The following is a 23044-nucleotide window of genomic DNA, read 5'->3' as shown; positions in this document are numbered from 1 at the left end:
GGTCCATTGGACCATTTTTTTTGTTTGAATTTTGATATACTAGACATAGTATATTCAATGAAAGAATGAGAATTTGATATGAAATTAGTTTATACAGATATTCGCAATCCTCTGACGCAGTATTTAACGGATACCGCAGCAGAATTTGCTAAGGAAGCTAAGCGAGTTTTTTACATTGCTCCAAACTCTCTATCCTTTGAGATGGAGCGCAAGGTCTTGGAATATTTGCCTGAACAGGCAACTTTTGATATTATCGTGACCCGTTTTGGGCAATTGGCCCGCTATTTGATGATTGATAGGAAAGAAGCAGGTCAACCGCTGGATGATGTTGGTCTGGCCATGATTTTCTTTCGTGTGCTATCGCAATTTAAAGACGGCGACTTGAAAGTCTATGGTCGTTTACAGACAGATTTTGGGTTTATTAACCAGCTAGTTGCTTTATACAAAGAATTGCAACGGGCAAATATGTCTATTTTGGACTTGGAAGCCATGGAGTCACCAGATAAGCAGGCTGATTTGGTAAAGATTTTTCTGGCTGTAACAGACATTTTGTCCAAAGAAGGCTTTGAGCATCAGTCTCAGTTAGCACAGCTGACTAGCTTGGTGGAAACTGGTCAGTTGGATGAGCAGTTGAAGAACATTGTGCTGGTGGTAGACGGATTTTCTCGTTTTTCGGCAGAAGAAGAAGCTTTAGTAAGTGCTTTAAATGAACGGGTGTCGGAAATCCTGATTGGTGTATATGCCAGCAAGAAAGCTGTGCAAGCGACCTATGCGGAAGGGAACGTTTATCAAGCCAACGTTGACTTTTTACGTCAGTTATCAACGCAGTTCCAGACTACGGCTACTTATATTGGTCAAGAGCCAGTCTTGGACAGTATTGGTAAATTTTCAAAGAATATGGAAGCCTATTATGACTACAGCGGGACCATGATAGACTTGACTCCAGCAGACCAAGAAAAAATCCAACTATGGGAAGTCGTTAACCAAAAAGAAGAAGTTGAGCAGGTTGCGACTGCAATTCGTCAGCATGTGCATCAAGGGGCTCGCTATAAAGACATCTTATTACTTTTGGGTGATGTAGATAGCTACAAGTTGCAGATTGGCAAGATTTTTGACAAGTATGATATTCCTTACTATTTCGGCAAGGCAGAGGAGATGAGTCATCATCCCCTGGTTCATTTTGTGGAGTCCTTGGAGCGCTTGCGCCGCTATCGTTTCCGTGCGGAAGACCTGCTCAATCTCCTCAAATCTGGTTTGTACGCCAGCATTTCCCAAAAGGAGCTGGACCTATTTGAGTCTTACATCCTCTTTGCGGATATGAAGGGGCAGGCTGCTTTTTCGCGGGCTTTTTCGGTCAATGGCAGAGCGGACTACGATGCTGAAGCCATCAAGGAGAAAAGGCTTGTCTATGATTTGACTGTCTTGGAACCCCTACGTGCTAAGATTATGGAGCCTTTGAACCAGCTGTTTAAGGCTGGACCACAATCTGGAACTGCCTTGCTTGAGAAATTTATGGCTTTTTTGGAGGCAATTGAGCTTCCTAAAAATATGGAAAAAATGTCTCGAAATTTGAGTGAGGTAGAGCAAGAAAAAGAAGAGCAGGTCTGGAAAAGTTTTACCCATATTCTAGAGAATTTTCATCAGATTTTCGGAAAAGAAAAATTGAAAATGGATGATTTTCTGGCTATTTTACAGGCCGGCATGCAGGCTAGTCACTATCGTACCGTTCCTGCAACGGTTGATGTGGTCAATGTCAAATCCTATGATTTGATTGAGCCACACACTGCTAAGTATGTTTATGCTATCGGTATGGGCCAGTCCAATTTTCCAAAAGTTGCCAAGAATACCAGTCTATTGACAGAAGAAGAGATGGAGAAAATCAATCTTGTCTCAGCTAGCTCTTCACGTTTTGATTTGGTCAGCCGAGAGAATATCAAGAAGAACCATGCTGCCATGATGTCTCTGCTGAATGCTGCGACGGAACAGTTAGTTATTTCAACTCCTCAGATATATAATGAAGGCGAGGATAGTCTCTCCCCTTATATCAAGATTCTCCAAAAAATGGGGCTGAAAACCGAAGAACGTGGAAGGATGAAAACACTTAGTTCACAAGACATCGGTCACTACAAGAGTCTCTTATCCCGTTTGATTGAGTCGGAAAGACCATCTCTTGATCATGAAGAATGGGAAGGGCAGACGGCCTTCTGGACAGTCTTGGTTCGCCATTTGAAGAAGAAATTGGAGTCGCAAGGCATTGAAATTCCGACCATTACTGGCGAAATTACTTCTAAACAGCTTGCAGCTGATACCTTGGCTGCTTTATATCCAGAGGATAAGCCGCTCAATCTTTCTGCATCCAGCTTGACCAATTTCTACAACAACCAATATCTTTACTTTGTCCGTAATGTTCTTCGCTTGCGGGAACAGGAATCCATCCATCCGACTGCCTTTCAGCATGGTTTGTTCTTGCATCGGATTTTTGAACGAGTGGTCATGGACCAATCTGATCTAGATTTTGATCAAAAAGTGGACAAGGCCATCCTGCATACGCGTGACGAGGCAGAATTTGCTATGTTTTATAACCAGGATGCGGATGCTCGTTATACGGAGGAGGTGCTGGATAAGATTGCTCGCTCCAGTGCAACCATTTTGCGGGATAATGATTTGGTTGAAATTGATGGTCAGGAAAAGAGTTTCCGTCAGGATAAGGCGCTGGTTTTTGACCTTCAAAATGGCAAGAGTGTACATGTAAATGGTACAATTGACCGCTTGGATACCTTACAAATCAATCAGGCTGTCGGTGTTGTAGATTACAAGTCCAGCGACCAATCTTTTTCAGTTGGAGAATTTTACAATGGTCTAAAACCTCAGTTGGTGACCTACCTGGCAGCCTTACAAGAGCTGGATGAAACCAAGGATAAACCTGTTTTTGGGGCTATGTATTTGCATTTGCAGGATCCGATTATCAAGTTAAAAGACACAAAGAATTTAGAACAGCTAGAAGGAGCTGCCAATACGAGCTTGGTTTACAAGGGGCTTTTCTTGAAGGAGGGAAGTCAGGGGCTCAATCATTTTTATCAGACTCGTAACCAACTCTACACGGAAGAAGAGTTTGCGGTTTTATTGAACCACAACCAAGAACTCTACAAACAAGCTGCCAAGGACATCCTAGATGGTCGCTTTGCTATTAACCCTTATACCAAAGATGGGCGTTCGGTAGCAGGTGAGCAGTTGAAGGCAATCACTGGTTTTGAGGCGGATCGGCACATGGGCATGGCGCGGCGGTTGATCAAAGAGGCCAAGCGTCAAGATTGGATGGAACGAATGAAAGGAGGTCAGGACTAATGGCTTTTGAACAATTTTTAAGCGCGGAAGAAATCAAGGCTGTGCAGCTGGCGGAAGCTAATTCTGATAAGCAACAAAAACGCACACCTGAGCAGATTGAAGCCATCTACACGCACGGTCAGAATGTTCTGGTCTCTGCATCGGCAGGGTCAGGAAAGACCTTCGTTATGGTTCAACGGATTTTGGATAAGTTGAAGCGTGGTGTGGGAATCGACCAGCTCTTTATCTCGACCTTTACAGTCAAAGCGGCTGGTGAATTGAAGGAGCGGGTTGAGAAAAATCTCAATGAAACCATTGCTGAGACGACCGATATGGAATTGCGTCGGCATTTGTCGGCCCAGTTGGCGGATTTGACCAAGGCGGACATTGGGACCATGGACTCCTTTACGCAGAAATTGGTCATAACCTATGGTTATAGTCTTGGCATTTCTCCGCAGTTTCGGATTTTACAGGATGAGACAGAAAAAGCGAGTCTGAAAAAAGAGGTTTTTGATCAGCTCTTTGCAGATTATCTTGAACAGGATGAAAATGGTACATTCCGCAAACTGGTTCACAATTTTTCAGGCAACCGCAAGGATAATAGTGGTTTTCGTCAAGTTGTTTATCAGGTGCATGATTTTAGTCAATCGACGAGCAGTCCAACTAAATGGCTGAAAGAGCAGGCTGTTCAAGCTGATTTGTACAGTCAAGAGCGTATAGAGCAGATCTTAGAGCAAGGCTTTAAGGAAAAAGTATTAGACAAGCTCTATCAAGCTACAGATTTCTTCCGCTACCATGTGGAATGGGGCAGAAATGACTTTGGTTCCGCCAAGTATTTTGCCAATGTGGAAGAAGTCTTGGATTTGTTGACAGGTTTAGATAGTCTGGACCAGAAGGGCTTGATGGAGCGGGTTGAAAGAATCCTTCTCATCAATGACCAGTCCAGAGGCAAGGGCCTGACCAATGTCAATCGACCAAAAGATGAGCATTTGATAGCCTTTAAAGAAGAATACAATGCTGGCAAGAACCAGATTATCTCAGAATTACGAGATTTGGGTCAGGAAGTTTATGAATTGACCCTGCTGAAAGATTATCAGGTTCAAGCTTTGCCACTGCTTGTATTATTACGTGACTTTGTCTTGGATTTTTCGCAGGCTTATCTGGATGTCAAAATCAAGGAAGCAGCCTTTGAATTTGGCGATATTGGGCATTTCGCTATTCGTATTTTAGAAGAAAATGCGGACATCCGCCAGTTTTTCCAAGAAAAATACCACGAAGTCATGGTGGACGAGTACCAGGATAACAACCATAGCCAAGAACGGATGTTGGACTTGCTGTCTAACGGGCATAATCGCTTTATGGTGGGCGACATTAAGCAGTCCATCTATCGATTCCGTCAGGCGGATCCGATGATTTTCCAAGAGAAATTTGAACTGTATCAGGCAAATCCTCAGGCTGGGAAATTGATTCTGCTCAAGGAAAACTTCCGTAGTCAGATTGAGGTCTTGGAGGCAACAAATGCTATTTTCACGCGCCTGATGGACCGCCAAGTAGGGGAAATCAAGTATGACGACACCCACAGTCTGGTGGCTGGTAGTCCTGGTCAAAAAATTGCCCAGCCCAAGCATGAGATGGAATACTTGATTTACGACCAGCAGGATAGTGCACCTTCTTCAACGGATGCTGAGGAGGAAACTCCTCTGACTGCTGGTGAAATTGAGGTCGTTGCAAAAGAGATTATTCGTCTTCACAATGAAGAAGGAGCAGACTTCAAAGACATCACTCTCTTGGTGCAAAAACGAACGCACAATGATCTCATTATGTCCATTTTTGAAAAACATGGGATTCCTATTGTGGCAGATGGCGGAGCAGCCTCCTATCTGCAATCTTTAGAAGTCATGATTATGCTGGATACCTTGCGGGTTATCAACAATTCGCTCAATGACTATGCCTTGGTTGCCCTTCTCAAATCGCCTATGTTCCGATTCGATGAGGATGAGCTGACACGGATTTCCTTGCAGGCTGGGACAGGTTTCTTTTACCAGAAAATGGAATTAGCCCAGCAAGCAAGTGGGCAGTACCCTGAACTGATGTCAGGAGAGTTGAAGAAGAAAATCACGGATTTCTTGTCTATTTTGAAAAACTGGCGTGCCTTTGCCAAGCTGCACTCTATTTATGACTTGATCTGGAAGATTTTCAATGAAAAATTCTACTATGACTATGTCGGTGCTCTTACAAATGGCAGCAAGCGTCAGGCCAATCTCTATGCACTAGGTCTGCGTGCCAACCAGTTTGAAAAAACAGGCTACAAGGGCTTGTCCCGCTTCATCGCCATGATTGACCGTGCCTTAGCAAACGACAAGGACTTGGCAGATGTACAAGAGTTTCTACCGCAAAATGCTGTACAGCTTATGACCATTCACAAGTCAAAAGGTTTGGAGTTCAAATATGTCTTCCTCATGAACATCGATAAGCGATTCAACTTGGAAGACCATTACCAGTCAGTCATCATCAGCCGGAAAAATGGTCTAGGTATCCAATATTTAGCGGATATGAAAGATAAGGTAAATAGCCCATTACCTCAGGTGCGAGTCTTAATGAACACCCTTCCTTATCAAAATAATCTCCAAGAGCTAAAAATTGCCAATCTTTCAGAACAAATGCGGTTGCTTTATGTTGCACTAACGCGTGCAGTGAAGAAGCTGTATCTGGTTGGAAAGGGCAATGCTGACAAGTTAGCTGAAAAATACGATGGTAAGAAGGAAGATGGCGTCCTTGCCCAATCAACTCGTGAAAGTATGGCGACCTTCCAAGACTGGATTCTAGCCATTGATGAGGCCTTCTCAGGAGAAGACTTGCACTTCAAGAAAGTCTTTGTAACGGATGAGGATTTGACAGAGGAGAAGATTGGTAAACTGACATTGAAGAATAAGCTTGAAGACGCCAGCCTTAAAGATATTCGTCAATCAGAAGATATTGTCCAGGCCTTGGACCAATTATCTTCTGTCCAAAAGTTGAATGCCCGCTATAAGGCTGCCATCGAATTACCAAGTTTACGTACTCCAAGTCAAATCAAGAAACTCTATGAGCCTGTCTTGGAACAAGAAGGCATGGAAGTTATGGAAAAATACCAGCCAAAACGAACCTTCAACTTGCCAGATTTCTCCAAGAAACCAAAAATCACTGGAGCCCAAGTCGGTTCAGCAGTCCATGAACTCATGCAACGCTTGGATCTGTCTTGGTTGGTGACAGAAGATACGGTAAGAGAAGCCCTAGAAACTGTTCATGCTGAGCAAGCGGTTAAAGACAAAATCAATATTCAGATGATTTTAGATTTCTTTGATACAGACTTAGGAAGAGAAATTCTAGCCAATACGGACAAACTCCACCGAGAAGCTCCATTTGCAAGTTTGCAGACAGATTCTTTGTCGCAGGAACAATTTGTCCTTCGTGGGATTATCGATGGCTACCTACTGTACGATGACCATATTGTCCTCTTTGATTACAAGACTGACAAGTATGACCAACCAAGCCAACTCAGCCAACGTTACCAAGCTCAAATGCAACTCTATGCCGAGGCATTGAAAAAAGCCTACAAGATAGATCGTGTAGACTGTCATTTGATTTTGCTTGGTGGGGAGAGGATTGAAGTGGTTGAAGTCAACATATAGCCATTTAGTTTTTATTTTATTACTTCGACGCAAGAGGAAACTCCGTTTCCTTATTTCCAACTTCAAACATTCCACTGGATTGTTTGAACTCGCTTTGCCGTACTCTGCAGGGGGTAACTTGCTCCGCAAGTGCTATCTCCAACCTTGCACAGTCACTCGACTGTACAAGCTGTCTGCAGCTATTGAGGCGAACTTTGTTCGCTATATCTCCAACCTCCAAAGGTTCCCCGAACCTTTGGAGCGAGTACTAAAAGTAAACTAAAAGACTATAAATGAAAAGCGAGTGGTTAAACTCGCTTTTTCTGTTTGGTTAGATTGAGTCCGAATGGGACAAGGTTCTCTTCTTTTTTCAAAATCCGCTGGATATTTTCCTTGTGGCGGATAATGACAAATAGGCCCAAAAAGACGATGATGATGGTGAAGAGCCAGTCGTAGCTTGGCAGGATGATTCCTATTACTGGAAATAGCAGAGCTCCTAAGATTGCTAAAGCAGCAGCCAATACGCTGGAGAAGGAAACCATCGAAGTGAGGTAAAGAGAAGTCACAAAGATGACAACCAGATAGAGACAGAAAGCAGGTGCGACGCCTAGAAGCATACCAGCAGATGTTGCAACCGCCTTTCCACCTTTGAATTGGGCAAAGATAGGGAAAGTATGTCCTAAGACAGCCATTAACCCAAATACAATCGGAGAAATTCCTTGGGCATGAAAGATCAGCGGAAGCAAGGCTGCCAACGTTCCCTTGAGAAAATCAATTACAAATACAATCGTTCCTGCCTTCGGACCTAAAATACGGAATGTGTTGGTTGTTCCAGTATTTCCCGAACCATGTTCGCGAATGTTGATATTGAAAAAAGTTTGACCTATCCAAAGTCCTGACGGGATAGATCCCAATAAATATGCAATAAATAGTAAAATAAGATTGACTAACATGTTTTCATTATAGCATATTTTCATCTAATTTAGTCCAAAATCTTATTTTATGAGTTGTCTCAGCCGATAGGTAGCAGAAATATTTTGCAAAAATGCTAAAAAACTTGTAATATAGAAAGGATGATAAGTATGGAGGTCAATTTTGACTAAGAAAGAGATTAACATAAATAACTATAATGACGATGCCATTCAGGTATTGGAAGGCCTAGATGCCGTTCGCAAACGCCCTGGTATGTACATCGGATCCACAGACGGAAACGGCTTGCACCATATGGTCTGGGAGATTGTCGATAACGCTGTCGATGAGGCTCTTTCAGGTTTCGGTGATCGGATTGACGTGACCATTAACAAGGACGGCAGCCTGTCTGTTTCCGACCGTGGACGTGGAATGCCCGTCGGTATGCACGTAACAGGCAAGCCAACAGTCGAAGTCATCTTCACCGTTCTCCACGCAGGTGGTAAGTTCGGTCAAGGTGGCTACAAGACTTCAGGTGGTCTCCACGGGGTTGGTTCGTCGGTGGTCAATGCCCTGTCCAGCTGGTTGGAAGTTGAGATTACCCGTGACGGAGCTGTTTACAAGCAACGGTTTGAGCAGGGCGGAAAGCCAGTTACGACTTTAGAGAAGATTGGTACCGCTCCAAAATCAAAAACAGGTACAAAGGTTACCTTTATGCCTGATGATACCATCTTCTCAACGACTGATTTCAAGTTCAACACCATTGCCGAACGCCTGAAAGAATCAGCCTTCTTGCTCAAACAAGTCACTATGACCTTGACAGATGAGCGGACGGGTGAGCAGGAAGAGTATCACTATGAAAATGGCGTGCAGGACTTTGTATCCTACCTCAACGAAGACAAGGAAACTCTGACACCAGTCCTCTATTTTGAAGGAGAAGATGCAGGATTCCAAGTCCAAGTGGCCATGCAGTACAACGACGGTTACTCAGACAACATCCTCTCCTTCGTTAACAACGTTCGGACCAAGGATGGCGGTACCCATGAAACAGGTCTCAAACTAGCCATTACCAAGGCCATGAACGACTATGCTCGTAAGACCAACTTGCTCAAGGAAAAGGACAAGAATTTGGAAGGCTCTGACTACCGTGAAGGTCTGTCTGCTGTCCTCTCTATCCTTGTACCAGAAGAGCATTTGCAGTTCGAAGGGCAGACCAAGGACAAGTTGGGAAGCCCACTTGCTCGTCCTGTGGTTGACGGCATTGTATCAGACAAATTAACCTTCTTCCTTTTGGAAAATGGGGAATTAGCTTCAAATCTAGTTCGTAAAGCTATTAAGGCGCGTGACGCCCGCGAGGCTGCGCGTAAGGCGCGTGACGAATCCCGAAATGGTAAGAAAAACAAGAAGGACAAGGGCCTCCTATCAGGAAAATTAACCCCAGCCCAGTCTAAAAATCCAGCCAAAAACGAACTCTATCTGGTCGAGGGAGATTCAGCCGGAGGCTCTGCCAAACAGGGCCGTGACCGCAAGTTCCAAGCCATTCTACCTTTGCGTGGTAAGGTGATCAACACAGCTAAGGCTAAAATGGCGGACATCCTCAAAAATGAAGAAATCAACACCATGATTTACACCATTGGTGCAGGTGTTGGCTCAGACTTTACGCTGGAAGATGTCAACTATGACAAGATTATTATCATGACCGATGCGGATACGGACGGTGCCCACATTCAGACCCTCTTGCTGACTTTCTTCTATCGCTATATGCGACCGTTAGTAGAAGCAGGACGGGTTTACATCGCCCTTCCGCCCCTCTACAAGATGTCAAAAGGCAAGGGCAAGACAGAAAAGATTGCTTATGCTTGGTCTGACGGGGAATTAGAAGATCTCCGCAAGGATTTTGGCAAGGGCTTTATCCTCCAACGCTACAAGGGTCTTGGTGAGATGAATGCCGATCAGCTCTGGGAAACAACCATGAACCCTGAAACCCGTACCCTTATCCGTGTCACCATCGAAGATCTAGCCCGTGCTGAACGCCGTGTATCCGTCCTCATGGGCGACAAGGTCGAGCCACGTCGCAAGTGGATTGAAGACAATGTCAAGTTTACCTTGGAAGAAGCGACAGCTTTTACTAAATAATCTCAGAGAGGTTGAGGTGCAGTATGGTTTTAGAAAATAAATTTGGGATTGAAAATTCGGCGGAATTAGCCCGTCTTGAAGAACAAATCAGCAAGAAAAAGGCAGCCCTCTTGTTCGAAACAGGCCAACTGTTCCAGATAGAAGTAGGGACATTTGCAGGTTTGGCACACATTCATCAAGCTTTATTTGAGGATATTTACGACTTTGCAGGGAAAATTCGTGATGTCAACATTGCCAAAGATAATTTTCAATTTGCTCCTCGAATCTTTCTTGAGCAGTCTTTAACCTATATCAACAAGCTACCTCATGAAACCTTTGACGAAATCGTTGAAAAATATGCGGATATGAACATTGCACATCCATTCCGAGAAGGAAATGGACGCAGTATGCGTATCTGGTTGGATTGTATGCTACGGGATAGTTTGGGCAAGGTGGTTGATTGGAATAGCATTGATAAAGATGAGTATTTCAATGCCATGGTTAGAAGCCATGTGTCAACAGGAGAGCTTAAATATCTGTTATTGCAAGCCTTAACGGAAGATCTTGGTCAGGCTACTTATTTCAAGGGCATCGACCATTCTTATTTCTATGAGGGTTACAACCTATATCGTACTGAGGATTTGTAAATCTAGCAAAGACAAACTATGTGAGGTGTTTTATGCCATTAATAGGAAAATTAACTGACCGTTTTCAAAAACGGTTGTCTGAATGGGCTCGAAAGCGCAAGCCATTTAAAAACAAACAGGAGTTGGAAGAGAAATTTGAACAAGCATTGAAGATTTGGCAATCTTCCAAAACTCGACAACATGCAGAAAACTTGCTATCTGAGCAAGGAAAATTAGAACATTTTTTACATAGCACGGAACGGAAACTGTCTCGTATGCCTTTTGGTGGAGATAAGTTTGCGGCTATTCCAGGCTTGATTTCCATGGTGCGAAGCTATATCCGTAGAGATTACAGCAAGTTACCCAAAGGGACAATCCTCGCAATTATAGGTGCTTTGATTTATTTTTTCAGTCCTATTGATGCCTTACCAGATTTCATCCTTGGAGCAGGTCTACTTGACGATGCCTTTGTCCTTAATGCCTGTTTGAAATTAATCAAAACAGATGTCGATGACTTTAGAAGCTGGCAAGCAAGTCAGTGGAAGGCAGAAGGGTAGCTATGATAAAGTTTTTAAGAAAAAAGCCAACTATCGAGCAACTTAAGAAAGTTCCGTATGCTTCTCAGCATACAGAGGTTCTACGTTCAATTTGGCGAGCAGATGTGCCTAAATACGGGATTTCTTCTACTTTACAAGGTAAATTACTTCGACAATTAGAAAAACTTCGCTGGGAAGCTCAAGCAAATGGCAATGTCAATTGGTGTGAAGAGCACTCAGACTACTGTCGATTCATAAAGGAGACTCTCTATAAAGGAAAAGTCCTTTCTTCTCAACAGAAGCAAGAGTTAGTTTTAATAATGGATTATCTAAAATCGTGTGGTGAATATGCTCAAGCTTATCAAGAAAATTTGATTGATGATGAGGAACTAGAAATTGAGAAATTAGCATATGTTGATGATAATCTTTATGATAGAGTAGGGGATATGATTGCTTTCTTTTATCAGAGAACTTAGGTAAAGAACTAATGTTTAGCTAAGGCTATAGCAATAGAAATTGCTATATAAGGTCTCTTCCGTTCTCACTACTTAAGGCGATTATCAAAAAAAGTAAAAAAGAAAGAAAATTTAACTACCCACCAAGAAACAAAGAAAGGAATGTTCAGCTAGTCTGTCTAACTGAACACGGGACTGAATCGTCCCTTTGTATCTTAATTTATGTCTAACATTCAAAACATGTCCCTTGAGGACATCATGGGAGAGCGTTTTGGTCGCTACTCCAAATACATTATTCAGGAGCGGGCCTTGCCGGACATTCGTGACGGTCTAAAGCCCGTGCAACGTCGGATTCTTTATTCCATGAATAAGGACGGCAACACCTTTGACAAGGGCTACCGCAAGTCCGCCAAGTCAGTCGGGAATATCATGGGGAATTTCCACCCGCACGGTGATTCCTCTATTTATGATGCCATGGTCCGTATGAGTCAGGACTGGAAAAACCGCGAGATTTTGGTGGAGATGCACGGAAACAACGGTTCCATGGACGGCGATCCGCCTGCGGCTATGCGTTACACTGAGGCTCGCCTGTCGGAAATGGCTGGCTATCTCCTTGCCGACATCGAGAAAAAAACGGTGCCATTTGCCTGGAACTTTGACGATACGGAAAAAGAACCCACGGTGCTACCAGCTGCCTTCCCAAATCTCTTGGTCAATGGAGCGACAGGAATTTCGGCTGGGTACGCGACTGACATCCCGCCGCATAATCTGGCGGAGGTCATCGATGCCGTTGTTTACATGATTGATCATCCGACTGCTAAGTTAGAAAAGTTGATGGAGTTCCTGCCTGGACCAGACTTCCCAACAGGTGCCATTATCCAAGGGGCTGACGAAATCAAGAAGGCCTATGAAACTGGTAAGGGGCGTGTTGTTGTCCGTAGCCGTTGTGACATTGAGCAACTTAAGGCTGGTAAGAAACAGATTGTCATTACTGAGATTCCTTACGAGGTCAACAAGGCTGTTCTGGTTAAGAAAATCGATGATGTCCGTGTTAACAACAAGGTGCCTGGTATTGCTGAGGTGCGTGATGAGTCAGACCGTACAGGTCTGCGGATTGCCATTGAGCTGAAAAAAGACAGCGATGAGCAAACCATTCTCAACTACCTCTACAAATACACCGACTTACAAATCAATTACAACTTCAACATGGTGGCGATTGATAACTTCACACCGCGTCAGGTTGGCTTGCAGAAGATTCTGTCTAGCTACATCGCCCACCGCCGTGAGATTATCATTGCCCGTTCTAAGTTTGACAAGGAAAAGGCAGAGAAACGCCTCCATATCGTAGAAGGCTTAATCCGTGTTATTTCTATTTTGGACGAGGTCATTGCCCTTATCCGTGCTTCTGAAAACAAGGCGGATGCTAAGGAAAACTTGAAAGTCAGCTATGATTTCAGCGAGGAACAGGCAGAAGCAATCGTGACCTTGCAACTCTACCGCTTGACCAATACCGACATTGTGACCTTGGAAAATGAAGAGGCAGCCCTACGCGAGCAGATTCAGACCTTGGCAGCCATTATCGGCGATGAGCGGACCATGTTCAATCTGATGAAGAAAGAACTGCGTGAGGTTAAGAAGCAGTTTGGCAATCCTCGTTTGAGTGAATTGCAGGATCAGGCAGAAGCGATTGAGATTGACACCGCCAGCTTGATTGTCGAAGAAGAAACCTTTATCAGCGTGACCAAGGTAGGTTACATCAAACGGACCAGTCCACGTTCTTTCAATGCCTCAACCCTTGAAGAAATGGGCAAACGAGAGGATGACCAGCTGATTTTCTTGCAGAATGCCAAGACAACCCAGCATCTCCTGCTCTTTACCAATCTTGGAAATGTTATCTACCGACCTGTCCATGAACTGACAGATATTCGTTGGAAAGACATCGGTGAACACCTGAGTCAGACCTTGATGAACTTTGATACCAATGAAGAGATTATCTTCGCTGAATTGGTTGAGAATTTTGAAGAGGGAACTTATTTCGCGGTGACTAAATACGGTCAAATCAAACGTGTGGAGCGGAAGGAGTTTACTCCATGGCGAACTTACAAGTCTAAGTCAACCAAGTATGCCAAACTCAAAGATGCGGATGATGTGGTCATTACTGTATCGCCTGTAGTCTTGGATGACATCATGCTCATCACAGAAAAGGGTTACGCTCTGCGATTTAACATCGAAGAAGTGCCAATCATCGGTGCCAAGGCGGCCGGTGTCAAGGCGGTCAACCTCAAGGATGGGGATGTGGTGGCTGCGGCCTTTATCAGCAATACCAGCTCCGTCTATCTCCTGACCCAGCGTGGTAGTTTGAAGCGGATGGCAACGGAGGAAATCCCTGTGACTAGTCGTGCCAAGCGTGGTTTGCAGGTGCTTCGCGAACTCAAGTCTAAGCCTCACCGTGTCTTTGCGGCGGGTCCAGTCTTGACGGACCAGGGGGATTTTGACCTCTTTAGCACGGCAAATGAAGATGAAACGACTAGTCAAGTGCTTCACGTGCAGTCTAAAATGGGCAAACTCTATGAGGTCGATGTGACCCAGCTTAGCCTGTCTGAACGCACTAGCAACGGCAGCTTCATTTCGGATACCATTTCTGATGAGGAAGTCTTCAGAGCCTGGATAGACTAAAAAGATGAAAAGATTGCTCGCAAAGCAGTCTTTTTGCTATACTGTAGGGGAGGTAAATGCTATGAAAGTTATCAAATTATTTTTCAGTATAAAAGTCTATCTATGGCTTGTTCTGTCCTTCCTTCTGTTATTGTGTGGTGTATGGGGATACGGCTACATCTCTGGTGAAAAGAGTAATCAGCAGGAAGTGAGTGTCCATACGGCTATTGAGTCTGTCGAGCAAGTCAATGAATTGGTATTTCTAAATACGGCTGTCCAGAAAATTGTGACCGCTAAAAACTACACGGTCTTATTTGGTCAAGAAATGCCCTTCTCAGCAAAATCAGCCCTCTTAATCATCAAGTACAAGGCAAAATTTGGTATCAAAAGTCCTGTATCCATTGAACATCTTTCTGAAAATCGGTACAAAATTTCCCTTCCAGCCTTTGAAGTCATTGGATTGGAATTAGATGCAGAAGAACCTTATACCTTATATGATAAGAGTGGAGAGATACTGAGTTTTGCGACGGAAGAAATCGATACTGCCCAACTCATCACAGATGAATTTCAGTCAGCAGAACAAGAAACGTTTCTAGCAGATTATCAGGAAGACATAAAAGAGTCAGCCAAAAACTACTATCAAAATTTATTTAATGCTATCTCACCTGAAATTCAACTAGAATTTGTTTTTAAAGAGTAAAAGTCTGGTTTACCAGGCTTTTTCTTATATTCACAAAATTTTCTGAATTTTTAATTGAAAATCACTTTCAAAAGTAGTAAAATAGTAAAAAATACCTTTGGAGAATACCTATGACAGTAACAATCGACTGGGAAAAACTTGGTTTTTCTTATATGAAACTACCTTACCGCTTCATCGCTCATTTCAAAAACGGCCAATGGTCTGAAGGGCAATTGACCGAAGATGCGGAACTGCACATTTCAGAAAGCTCACCAGCCCTTCACTATGGTCAGCAGGCCTTTGAGGGCCTTAAAGCCTATCGCACCAAGGAGGGAAAACTCCAGCTCTTTCGTCCAGACCAAAACGCTGAGCGCCTTCAACGAACTGCTGACCGCTTGCTCATGGAACCTGTACCGACGGACCTTTTCATCAAGGCTTGTAAAGAGGTGGTCAAAGCCAATGCAGATTACGTTCCTCCCTATGGAACTGGTGGCACGCTCTATCTCCGCCCGCTCCTGATTGGTGTCGGCGACATCATCGGCGTAAAACCAGCAGAAGAGTACATTTTCACCGTTTTTGCTATGCCGGTTGGCAACTACTTCAAGGGTGGTTTGGCTCCGACCAACTTCCTCATTCAGGACAAGTACGACCGTGCGGCACCAAATGGAACAGGGGCAGCTAAGGTTGGTGGCAACTACGCGGCATCGCTCTTACCGGGCCAATATGCCAAAAAGCAGGGCTTCTCAGATGTGATCTACCTGGACCCAGCTACCCACACCAAGATTGAAGAAGTAGGGTCTGCTAATTTCTTTGGTATTACAGCCAATAACGAGTTTGTTACACCGATTTCGCCATCAATCTTGCCGTCCATTACCAAGTATTCTCTCTTGTATTTGGCAGAGCATCGTCTGGGAATGAAGGCAGTGGAACGAGAAGTCCTTGTCGAAGAATTAGACCAGTTTGTCGAAGCAGGAGCTTGCGGAACAGCTGCAGTCATCTCACCAATTGGTGGTATCCAGATTGCAGACAAACTCCATGTTTTCCATAGTGAAACAGAAGTAGGACCTGTCACTCGTAAATTATATGACGAATTAACAGGTATCCAGTTTGGTGATATTGAAGCGCCAGAAGGCTGGATTGTCGAAGTAGAATAGTCATAACCACCCGTGAAAACGGGTGGCTTGTACACCGGCTATAAGCCGTTTCTCTCCAGCGACGTCTAAAGACGTTCGCTGAACTTCGTTCAGGTTAGTGCTATAATTACTTGACTAATGCCCGTAACAACGGGCTTTTATCTTGTTCTAAAACTGCCATCTGAAAATGGATCTTCATACTCTTTGACGCTCAATTTATCAAGTGCAATGTCATTTTTCTCCTGCTCGCGAATGTATTTCGCAACTGTCTTTTCGTTCAGCCCAACGGTACTAACATAGTAGCCTCGGGCCAAAACTTTCGATTCCCATACTTATATTTTAAATTGGCATGTTTATCAAATATCATTAGAGCGATTTTGCTTTGCAAATATCCCATAAAATCGGAAATTGAAAGTTTTGGAGGTATCAAGACAAGCATATGAACATGGTCTGGCATCATGTGTCCCTCAATGATTCCCACGCCCTTGTATCGACATAGATGACGGAAAATATCAATTAAGTCCTGCCTTATTTTGTAGTAAATGGATTTTCTACGGTACTTAGATGTGAAAACTATGTGATAGAGCACATCCATTTGGTATGTGATAAACTGTAACTGGTTTTAGCCATTTCTTTTTCCTCCTTTATCTAACCTGAACAATTAGATTATATCAGGAAAAAGAAATGGAAGCTCAAAGCCTTGTCAGCCACCAGCATAGCTGGTGGTTTTCTTGTTTTTCTCTACGAGAAAAACTGGCTCGAAGCCATAATTTCAGAAGGCTTGCACTTGCAAGCTCTTCTCTTTTTTTGTAGAATAGTAAAAGTGAGGTTTGAAAATGAGTAAAAAAGATAAAAAAATTGAAATTCAGATTGAAGATAGCAAAGTTCTTGTCAATAGAGAAGAGTTCCCTGGCTACCGCCTTGTTATAGGTAAAAAAGTAATTGGAGAAATTGCAGAATTGGCTGAAAATAACTTTGCAGTTATTAAAAATGGAAATACCGAAAGCTTTTACAAAAAATTAGAAAAAGCAGTCGGAAATATTATTGAAAATTATAATTTAAGTCACTAAAAGGCTTGTAATAGTCGCTATTTTATGTTAGAATAGTGACTGTTAGTGCACGGAGAGATAGCGAAGAGGCTAAACGCGGCGGACTGTAAATCCGCTCCTTCGGGTTCGGGGGTTCGAATCCCTCTCTCTCCATGTCTAAGATACTAAGGTCGTCAAACGCATATTAAAAATAGGGAGTTGACTGCAAATCCTGATTTGCTAGGCGACTTATCTTTTTTACACAGCGTTTAGCCCGAGTTCATTTCAGAATACTATCTTAGAAAATGTTTTGGGGTATCGCCAAGCGGTAAGGCAAGGGACTTTGACTCCCTCATGCGTTGGTTCGAATCCAGCTACCCCAGTAAAGGTACTAGATATAGTCTAGTTCGTCAAAGATGTCTAATTGTTGTTGTCCTTGCGTGTGCCTTAAATAAAATATATTTTATGTTGGGTCGAAAGACCTGATTGTCGGAGGTTTTTTTATAATGAACGAATTTGAAGATTTGTTGAACAGTGTAAGCGAAGTTACACCTGGTGATGTGGTAACTGCAGAAGTATTGACAGTTGATGCTGGTCAAGCAAACGTAGCTATCTCAGGTACTGGTGTTGAAGGCGTATTGACTCTTCGTGAGTTGACTAACGACCGTGATGCTGATATCAACGACCTTGTAAAAGTTGGTGAAACACTTGAATTGTTAGTACTTCGCCAAGTTGTTGGTAAAGATACAGACACTGTTACTTATCTTGTATCTAAAAAACGTTTGGAAGCACGTAAAGCATGGGACAAGCTTGTTGGTCGTGAAGAAGAAGTTGTTACAGTTAAAGTAACTCGTGCAGTTAAAGGTGGTCTTGCAGTTGAATTTGAAGGTCTTCGTGGTTTCATCCCAGCTTCAATGATCGACAGCCGTTTCACTCGTAACACTGAGCGTTTTGTAGGTCAAGAATTTGATGCTAAAATCAAAGAAGTTGATCCTGCTGAGAACCGTTTCATCTTGTCACGTCGTGACGTTGTTGAAGCAGAAGCTGCAGCTGCACGTGCTGAAGTATTCGGTAAATTGGCAGTTGGTGAAGTTGTGACTGGTAAAGTTGCACGTATCACAAGCTTTGGTGCCTTCATCGACCTTGGTGGTGTAGATGGTTTGGTACACTTGACTGAATTGTCACACGAGCGTAACGTATCTCCTAAATCAGCTGTAACAGTTGGTGAAGAAGTTGAAGTTAAAGTTCTTGCAATCGACGAAGTTGAAGGTCGCGTATCATTGTCATTGAAAGCTACACAGCCTGGTCCATGGGATGGCGTTGAGCAAAAATTGGCAGCTGGCGATGTCATCGAAGGTAAAGTAAAACGCTTGACTGACTTCGGTGCTTTCGTTGAAGTATTGCCAGGTATCGATGGTTTGGTACATATCTCACAAATTTCACACAAACGTGTTGAAAATCCAAAAGATGCTTTGTCAGTAGGTCAAGAAGTAACTGTTAAAGTTCTTGAAGTAAACGCAGCTGATGAGCGTGTATCACTTTCTATCAAAGCTTTGGAAGAGCGTCCAGCAGCAGTTGAAGGTGAAGAAAAAGCTGAAAAACGTGCTCCACGTCCACGTCGTCAAAAACGTGAAGAAAAACGTGATTACGAATTGCCAGAAACTCAATCTGGATTCTCAATGGCTGACCTTTTCGGTGACATTGAATTGTAATTCATATAAAAACTTGCCTTGTGCAAGTTTTTCCTTTCCACCCTTAGTGTAATGGATATCACGTAAGATTCCGGTTCTTGAGATGGGGGTTCGATTCCCTCAGGGTGGACTAAATTGAAAAGCCTGCATTAACAGGCTTTTTTGTTATATTATATCAAGGAGGCTATGATATGTTACATTTTGAAAATGACTATAACAAAGGTGCCTATCCTGCCTTGCTAGAAGCCTTAGTTGCAAGCAACCAAGAAGGTTTATCTGGATATGGCACTGATAAATATACTGAATCTGCTATCGAAAAAATTAAAGTGGCAACTGCCTGCCCTCATGCACAAGTTACGTTTTTAGCAGATGGCACTCAGACCAATCAAATTGTCATTTCGTCTATGTTAGCTTCCTATGAAGGAGTCATTGTAGCGGATACTGGTCATATTGCAGTTCATGAAGCGGGGGCAATTGAATTCACAGGCCATAAAGTGTTGGCTTTACCGCATACGGATGGTAAACTTGTCGCAAGTGAAGTTGAGAACTATATTTCCGATTTCTACGCAGATGCTAATCATGCCCATATGGTTCATCCTGGTATGGTCTATATTTCCCATCCAACAGAGTATGGTACACTTTATAGCAAGTCAGAGTTGGAAGAATTATCCCAAGTTTGCCGCACCCATAATATTCCGATTTTTTTAGATGGAGCTCGTTTGGGTTACGGTCTTGCAGCTCGCGATACGGATCTTGATTTGCCAACAATTGCAGAGCTGACCGATGTTTTTTATATCGGAGGGACAAAACTTGGTGCTTTGTTGGGAGAAGCTCTGGTCTTCACCAAGAATAATCAGCCTAAGAATTTCGTATCGATCGTCAAACACCATGGTGCCTTGTTGGCGAAAGGACGAGTGACGGGTGTCCAGTTTGATTGCTTATTTACTGATGACTTGTATCTTGAATTGGGGTGTCATGCTATCGAAATGGCAGAGCAACTGATCCAGATTTTGGAAGAGAAAGGTTTTCAATTCTATCTCAAATCCCCGACCAATCAGCAATTCGTTATTGTTAAGAATGAAGAATTGGATAGATTGACAGAAGCTGGAATTGCCTATGGCTTCTGGGAAAAATACGACGATAGCCACAGTATCATCCGCTTTGCGACCAGCTGGTCAACTAGTCAAGCAGATATTGATGAATTGAGAAATAGATTATAGCAAGCAAAAAAGAAAGGGTTAGCCTTTCTTTTTAGTCTGTAAATAATGATAGCGATAAACTGCATAACGTTCAATAAGGCGGTAGCCTATTCCTCCTGCGATTGCATGTACAATTAGGGCAATGTGCAATTCTAGTGGTGCTTTTATAGTGATACCAAATAGAATACCGATTACAGTCCATCCTAGTATGACCCACCATAAGTACTTAAATGGAGCATACTGGCCATCCTGGTCTTTAACTTCACTGGAAACCTTGATTGAACAGCCGATTAATATTCCCATGGGGAGCAATGAACGAGTATCAAATGGTTCTGGTAAAAATGACGATAAGGCGAAGATTTGTATAAGCGCAAAAATCAGTAGCCAAACGAAAATCGGCGTTTTTAGAATGACGTATTTCATATTGTACCCTCCTGAAATTAGTATATCAAATCCAAGAAAGCAAAACAAATATTTATGTGCTATTGATTAGAAGTCGTTTCGGATGCTCCACTAGTTACCTCTGTATTAGTGCTGGTTTCTGTCATTGTCTCCGAAGCTTGGGTAGCAGACGTTTCTGTAGACGAGGAAGAGGCAGTAGACTCTACTGAAGAGCTGGTCTCGGTTTGGGTTGAGGATGTTGTTTCGGAGCTTGAACTTGTTGAATCTTGTTCTTCTGTTAACGGATTGCCGTTTGATGATTGGCTGGGGCTAGTGGCACTGGATGATGAAATGGTAGTACTTGGAGATGTTGAGGATGTTGCAGGTTTTGCTGTAAAGGTGTAGATAGTGATGCAGGCAGTGATAATCCCTAAAATAGATCCGATAAAGGTTAAATATTTTTGAAAATTAGTTAAACCAGCCGTTTTTTTATTTGTATTCTTACGTGTATTCATGATGTACCTCCACCTTTAGTTTAAGATAGGAAGTTTAAAACTATCTTAAAGATTGCCGAAAGGCATGAAAACATGATAAAATAGGACTATTGCAAGCAAAGGAATGAAAAAATGATTTATTTTGACAATGCAGCCACGACTCAGGTCTATCCAGAAGTTCTCAAGACCTATACGGAAGTGGCGACAAAAATCTGGGGAAATCCCTCTAGCCTCCATAGTCTCGGCAGTCAGGCAACCCGTATTTTGGAAGCATCTCGCAAGCAAATCGCAGAATTGCTTGGCAAGGATAGCAAGGAAATCTTTTTTACCTCAGGTGGTACGGAAGGTGACAACTGGGTCATCAAGGGAGTGGCATTTGAAAAGGCACATCTGGGCAAGCACATCATCGTGTCAGCAATTGAGCATCCAGCGGTAAAAGAATCAGCACTTTGGCTCAAAACGCAAGGTTTTGAGGTTGATTTGGCTCCGGTCAATGCCCAAGGTTTTGTGGATGTTTCAGCCTTAGAAAGCTTGATTCGTCCAGATACCACACTGGTTTCTATCATGGCCGTCAACAATGAAATTGGTTCCATTCAGCCCATTCAGGAAATATCTCAACTGTTAGCTGATAAGCCAACCATTTCCTTCCATGTGGATGCTGTGCAGGCTATCGGCAAGGTGCCAACGGAAGGGTATCTGACAGACCGAGTTGATTTTGCTAGTTTTTCAGGTCACAAATTCCACTCTGTCAGAGGAGTCGGTTTCGTCTATGTCAAAGCTGGCAAGAAAATCGCTCCGCTATTGACAGGAGGAGGGCAGGAAAGCGACAAACGCTCAACAACGGAAAATGTGGCTGGTATCGCCGCGACTGCTAAGGCGCTCCGCTTGACCTTGGACAAGGCGGTAGATAGCCAGAAGCGGCTGGCAGCTATGAAGCAGATTCTTGTGGATGAATTGGGCAAATATGCCGATGTGACAGTCTTTTCTGGGCTAGAGGACTTTGTGCCAAGCATTGTGACCTTTGGGATTAAGAATATTCGAGGCGAAGTCATTGTCCACGCCTTTGAAGATCACCAGATTTACATTTCGACCACCTCAGCCTGCTCATCCAAGGCTGGAAAACCAGCTGGAACACTGATTGCTATGGGTGTTCCGCAGAAGTTGGCTCAAACTGCCGTCCGTATCAGCTTGGATGATGACAACGATATGGGGCAAATTGAACAATTCCTCACGATTTTCAAACAAATTTATCAGAACACACAGAAAGTAAGGTAGCAACTGATGACGGATGTTCTTTCGGAATCAAAGTTAATCAAAAAAGGAAGTTTTTATGATTTTCAGCTTTCGCCAGTTGGGAAACTCTCAGTTGGAAATAATGTTGTTTTGCGTAATTTTATCAGTATTGAAGTCAACAATGGTGCGTCTTTAACATTGGGTGACAATGTTTATATCAACAACTATTCGAATATCCGTTGTTTTCACTCGATTGAGATTGGTGAAAATACTATGCTAGGAGATGGTGTGCGAATTTTTGACTTTGATCATTCTTATTCTGCTTACCATATTGGCAGGTTGTCTTCTACAGTTGCTCCAGTTGTAATTGGCAAAAATTCCTGGATTGGAGCGAACTGTGTGATTACAAAAGGAGTCACCATTGGAGATAATGTAATCATCGGTGCAGGGACTGTTGTTACAAAAGATGTTCCAAATGATTCTTTGGTATATGGTCAAAAGAATTTAGTTATAAAGAAAAGAGAACAAGCCAGTACACATGCTTTTATCCTTACAGTATCAGATAGGATTGAGCATATTGAGTATCTGCTGGAACATTTACCGGAGATGGATTTTCATATAGCTGCTCCAACCTGTATCTCTTCAAGTTTGGAACAATTAGGGCGCAAATTTTCCAACTGTCAACTTTATCCATTGGTGTATGCAGATTATAGTTTGGATATATTACTGAAGCAAGCAGATTGTTACTTAGATATCAATCATGGTAGAGAAGTAGATGAAATAATTAGTAAAGCATTAGAATACAATAAGGTTATCCTCTCTTTTTCAAATACTTCTCATCGTTTGGATGAAGATAAAATTATTCAAATTGATTCAGAGAAACCGGAGTTGATGGTTTCAGAACTTAAAAATATTATAGGAAGTAGGCAGTAGACT

The 23044-nt window shown here is 42.9% G+C and carries 17 protein-coding genes, 3 tRNA genes and 1 pseudogene; 17 read left to right on the top strand and 4 right to left on the bottom strand.

Annotated features, from left to right (window positions below):
• The first annotated feature begins 78 nt into the window (after positions 1-78).
• A complete protein-coding gene (gene rexB / locus GPW69_RS05720; RefSeq protein ID WP_074391176.1) occupies positions 79-3345 on the top strand; it encodes an ATP-dependent nuclease subunit B in 3267 nt (1088 codons plus the stop codon).
• Positions 3345-6995 (top strand): helicase-exonuclease AddAB subunit AddA, encoded by a 3651-nt coding sequence (gene addA, locus GPW69_RS05715; RefSeq protein WP_171841456.1) that lies wholly within the window; start codon positions 3345-3347, stop codon positions 6993-6995. Before rexB ends, addA begins: the two co-directional genes overlap by 1 nt.
• A 287-nt stretch (positions 6996-7282) precedes the next feature.
• Here the strand turns inward: addA and plsY are convergent, their stop codons facing one another.
• Complete coding sequence (gene plsY, locus GPW69_RS05710) at positions 7283-7927, bottom strand: glycerol-3-phosphate 1-O-acyltransferase PlsY (RefSeq protein WP_044762136.1); 645 nt, start codon at positions 7925-7927, stop codon at positions 7283-7285.
• A gap of 142 nt (positions 7928-8069) precedes the next feature.
• On the opposite strand from plsY, the gene parE reads away from it, so the two are divergent.
• The 7 genes from parE to GPW69_RS05675 all read left to right on the top strand — a co-directional run bounded on the left by parE (position 8070) and on the right by GPW69_RS05675 (position 16103).
• A complete protein-coding gene (gene parE / locus GPW69_RS05705; RefSeq protein WP_074391174.1) occupies positions 8070-10019 on the top strand; it encodes a DNA topoisomerase IV subunit B in 1950 nt (649 codons plus the stop codon).
• A gap of 23 nt (positions 10020-10042) precedes the next feature.
• On the top strand, positions 10043-10645 hold the full coding sequence (gene fic / locus GPW69_RS05700; protein WP_074391173.1) for a protein adenylyltransferase Fic: 603 nt from the start codon (positions 10043-10045) through the stop codon (positions 10643-10645).
• A 32-nt stretch (positions 10646-10677) separates the two neighbouring features.
• Entirely contained in the window at positions 10678-11181 is a 504-nt protein-coding gene (locus GPW69_RS05695; protein ID WP_074391172.1) for a YkvA family protein, read from the top strand.
• A gap of 2 nt (positions 11182-11183) precedes the next feature.
• Positions 11184-11636, top strand: coding sequence for a hypothetical protein (locus tag GPW69_RS05690; RefSeq protein ID WP_074391171.1), 453 nt, complete (start codon positions 11184-11186; stop codon positions 11634-11636).
• A gap of 201 nt (positions 11637-11837) precedes the next feature.
• Positions 11838-14291 carry a DNA topoisomerase IV subunit A gene (parC, locus tag GPW69_RS05685; RefSeq protein ID WP_074391170.1) on the top strand — a complete coding sequence of 818 codons (2454 nt, stop codon included), beginning with the start codon at positions 11838-11840 and terminating at the stop codon, positions 14289-14291.
• A gap of 61 nt (positions 14292-14352) precedes the next feature.
• Complete coding sequence (locus tag GPW69_RS05680) at positions 14353-14970, top strand: DUF4230 domain-containing protein (protein WP_074391169.1); 618 nt, start codon at positions 14353-14355, stop codon at positions 14968-14970.
• A gap of 110 nt (positions 14971-15080) precedes the next feature.
• Complete coding sequence (locus GPW69_RS05675) at positions 15081-16103, top strand: branched-chain amino acid aminotransferase (RefSeq protein WP_074391168.1); 1023 nt, start codon at positions 15081-15083, stop codon at positions 16101-16103.
• 137 nt (positions 16104-16240) lie between these two features.
• Here the strand turns inward: GPW69_RS05675 and tnpA are convergent.
• Positions 16241-16712 (bottom strand): annotated as a pseudogene (gene tnpA, locus GPW69_RS05670) (IS200/IS605 family transposase).
• 206 nt (positions 16713-16918) lie between these two features.
• On the opposite strand from tnpA, the gene GPW69_RS05665 reads away from it, so the two are divergent.
• From GPW69_RS05665 to GPW69_RS05640, 6 genes are all read left to right on the top strand, one after another.
• Positions 16919-17152, top strand: coding sequence for a DUF2969 domain-containing protein (locus tag GPW69_RS05665; protein ID WP_012775068.1), 234 nt, complete (start codon positions 16919-16921; stop codon positions 17150-17152).
• A gap of 51 nt (positions 17153-17203) precedes the next feature.
• A tRNA-Tyr gene (locus GPW69_RS05660) sits at positions 17204-17284 on the top strand.
• Between the two features lie 137 nt (positions 17285-17421).
• Positions 17422-17493 (top strand) — tRNA-Gln (locus GPW69_RS05655).
• Between the two features lie 123 nt (positions 17494-17616).
• On the top strand, positions 17617-18822 hold the full coding sequence (gene rpsA / locus GPW69_RS05650) for a 30S ribosomal protein S1 (RefSeq protein ID WP_013730343.1): 1206 nt from the start codon (positions 17617-17619) through the stop codon (positions 18820-18822).
• A 37-nt stretch (positions 18823-18859) separates the two neighbouring features.
• Positions 18860-18931: transfer RNA gene (locus tag GPW69_RS05645), tRNA-Arg, on the top strand.
• Positions 18932-18992: 61 nt separating this feature from the next.
• Positions 18993-20021: a threonine aldolase family protein gene (locus GPW69_RS05640; protein ID WP_074391167.1), complete on the top strand. Its 1029-nt coding sequence runs from the start codon at positions 18993-18995 to the stop codon at positions 20019-20021.
• An 18-nt stretch (positions 20022-20039) separates the two neighbouring features.
• Here the strand turns inward: GPW69_RS05640 and GPW69_RS05635 are convergent, their stop codons facing one another.
• A complete protein-coding gene (locus tag GPW69_RS05635) occupies positions 20040-20423 on the bottom strand; it encodes a hypothetical protein (RefSeq protein ID WP_074391166.1) in 384 nt (127 codons plus the stop codon).
• A 59-nt stretch (positions 20424-20482) separates the two neighbouring features.
• A complete protein-coding gene (locus GPW69_RS05630) occupies positions 20483-20896 on the bottom strand; it encodes a DUF6556 family protein (RefSeq protein ID WP_074391165.1) in 414 nt (137 codons plus the stop codon).
• 111 nt (positions 20897-21007) lie between these two features.
• On the opposite strand from GPW69_RS05630, the gene GPW69_RS05625 reads away from it, so the two are divergent.
• On the top strand, positions 21008-22150 hold the full coding sequence (locus GPW69_RS05625; protein WP_074391164.1) for a cysteine desulfurase family protein: 1143 nt from the start codon (positions 21008-21010) through the stop codon (positions 22148-22150).
• A gap of 6 nt (positions 22151-22156) precedes the next feature.
• Positions 22157-23041, top strand: coding sequence for an acyltransferase (locus GPW69_RS05620; RefSeq protein ID WP_044762094.1), 885 nt, complete (start codon positions 22157-22159; stop codon positions 23039-23041).
• Positions 23042-23044: the final 3 nt, after the last annotated feature.

This window comes from Streptococcus suis, from assembly GCF_902702775.1.
GTDB lineage: Bacteria > Bacillota > Bacilli > Lactobacillales > Streptococcaceae > Streptococcus > Streptococcus hashimotonensis.
The sequence above is the reverse complement of the archived record's forward strand: the minus strand, read 5'-3'. Positions and strand labels throughout refer to the sequence as shown.

What these genes read in the sequence shown, in the direction of transcription:
- rexB (WP_074391176.1), top strand. Translation starts at nt 79, where the DNA reads ATGAAATTAGTTTATACAGATATTCGCAATCCTCTGACGCAGTATTTA.
- addA (WP_171841456.1), top strand. Translation starts at nt 3,345, where the DNA reads ATGGCTTTTGAACAATTTTTAAGCGCGGAAGAAATCAAGGCTGTGCAG.
- plsY (WP_044762136.1), bottom strand. Translation starts at nt 7,927, where the DNA reads ATGTTAGTCAATCTTATTTTACTATTTATTGCATATTTATTGGGATCT.
- fic (WP_074391173.1), top strand. Translation starts at nt 10,043, where the DNA reads ATGGTTTTAGAAAATAAATTTGGGATTGAAAATTCGGCGGAATTAGCC.
- GPW69_RS05695 (WP_074391172.1), top strand. Translation starts at nt 10,678, where the DNA reads ATGCCATTAATAGGAAAATTAACTGACCGTTTTCAAAAACGGTTGTCT.
- GPW69_RS05690 (WP_074391171.1), top strand. Translation starts at nt 11,184, where the DNA reads ATGATAAAGTTTTTAAGAAAAAAGCCAACTATCGAGCAACTTAAGAAA.
- parC (WP_074391170.1), top strand. Translation starts at nt 11,838, where the DNA reads ATGTCTAACATTCAAAACATGTCCCTTGAGGACATCATGGGAGAGCGT.
- GPW69_RS05680 (WP_074391169.1), top strand. Translation starts at nt 14,353, where the DNA reads ATGAAAGTTATCAAATTATTTTTCAGTATAAAAGTCTATCTATGGCTT.
- GPW69_RS05675 (WP_074391168.1), top strand. Translation starts at nt 15,081, where the DNA reads ATGACAGTAACAATCGACTGGGAAAAACTTGGTTTTTCTTATATGAAA.
- GPW69_RS05665 (WP_012775068.1), top strand. Translation starts at nt 16,919, where the DNA reads ATGAGTAAAAAAGATAAAAAAATTGAAATTCAGATTGAAGATAGCAAA.
- rpsA (WP_013730343.1), top strand. Translation starts at nt 17,617, where the DNA reads ATGAACGAATTTGAAGATTTGTTGAACAGTGTAAGCGAAGTTACACCT.
- GPW69_RS05640 (WP_074391167.1), top strand. Translation starts at nt 18,993, where the DNA reads ATGTTACATTTTGAAAATGACTATAACAAAGGTGCCTATCCTGCCTTG.
- GPW69_RS05635 (WP_074391166.1), bottom strand. Translation starts at nt 20,423, where the DNA reads ATGAAATACGTCATTCTAAAAACGCCGATTTTCGTTTGGCTACTGATT.
- GPW69_RS05630 (WP_074391165.1), bottom strand. Translation starts at nt 20,896, where the DNA reads ATGAATACACGTAAGAATACAAATAAAAAAACGGCTGGTTTAACTAAT.
- GPW69_RS05625 (WP_074391164.1), top strand. Translation starts at nt 21,008, where the DNA reads ATGATTTATTTTGACAATGCAGCCACGACTCAGGTCTATCCAGAAGTT.
- GPW69_RS05620 (WP_044762094.1), top strand. Translation starts at nt 22,157, where the DNA reads ATGACGGATGTTCTTTCGGAATCAAAGTTAATCAAAAAAGGAAGTTTT.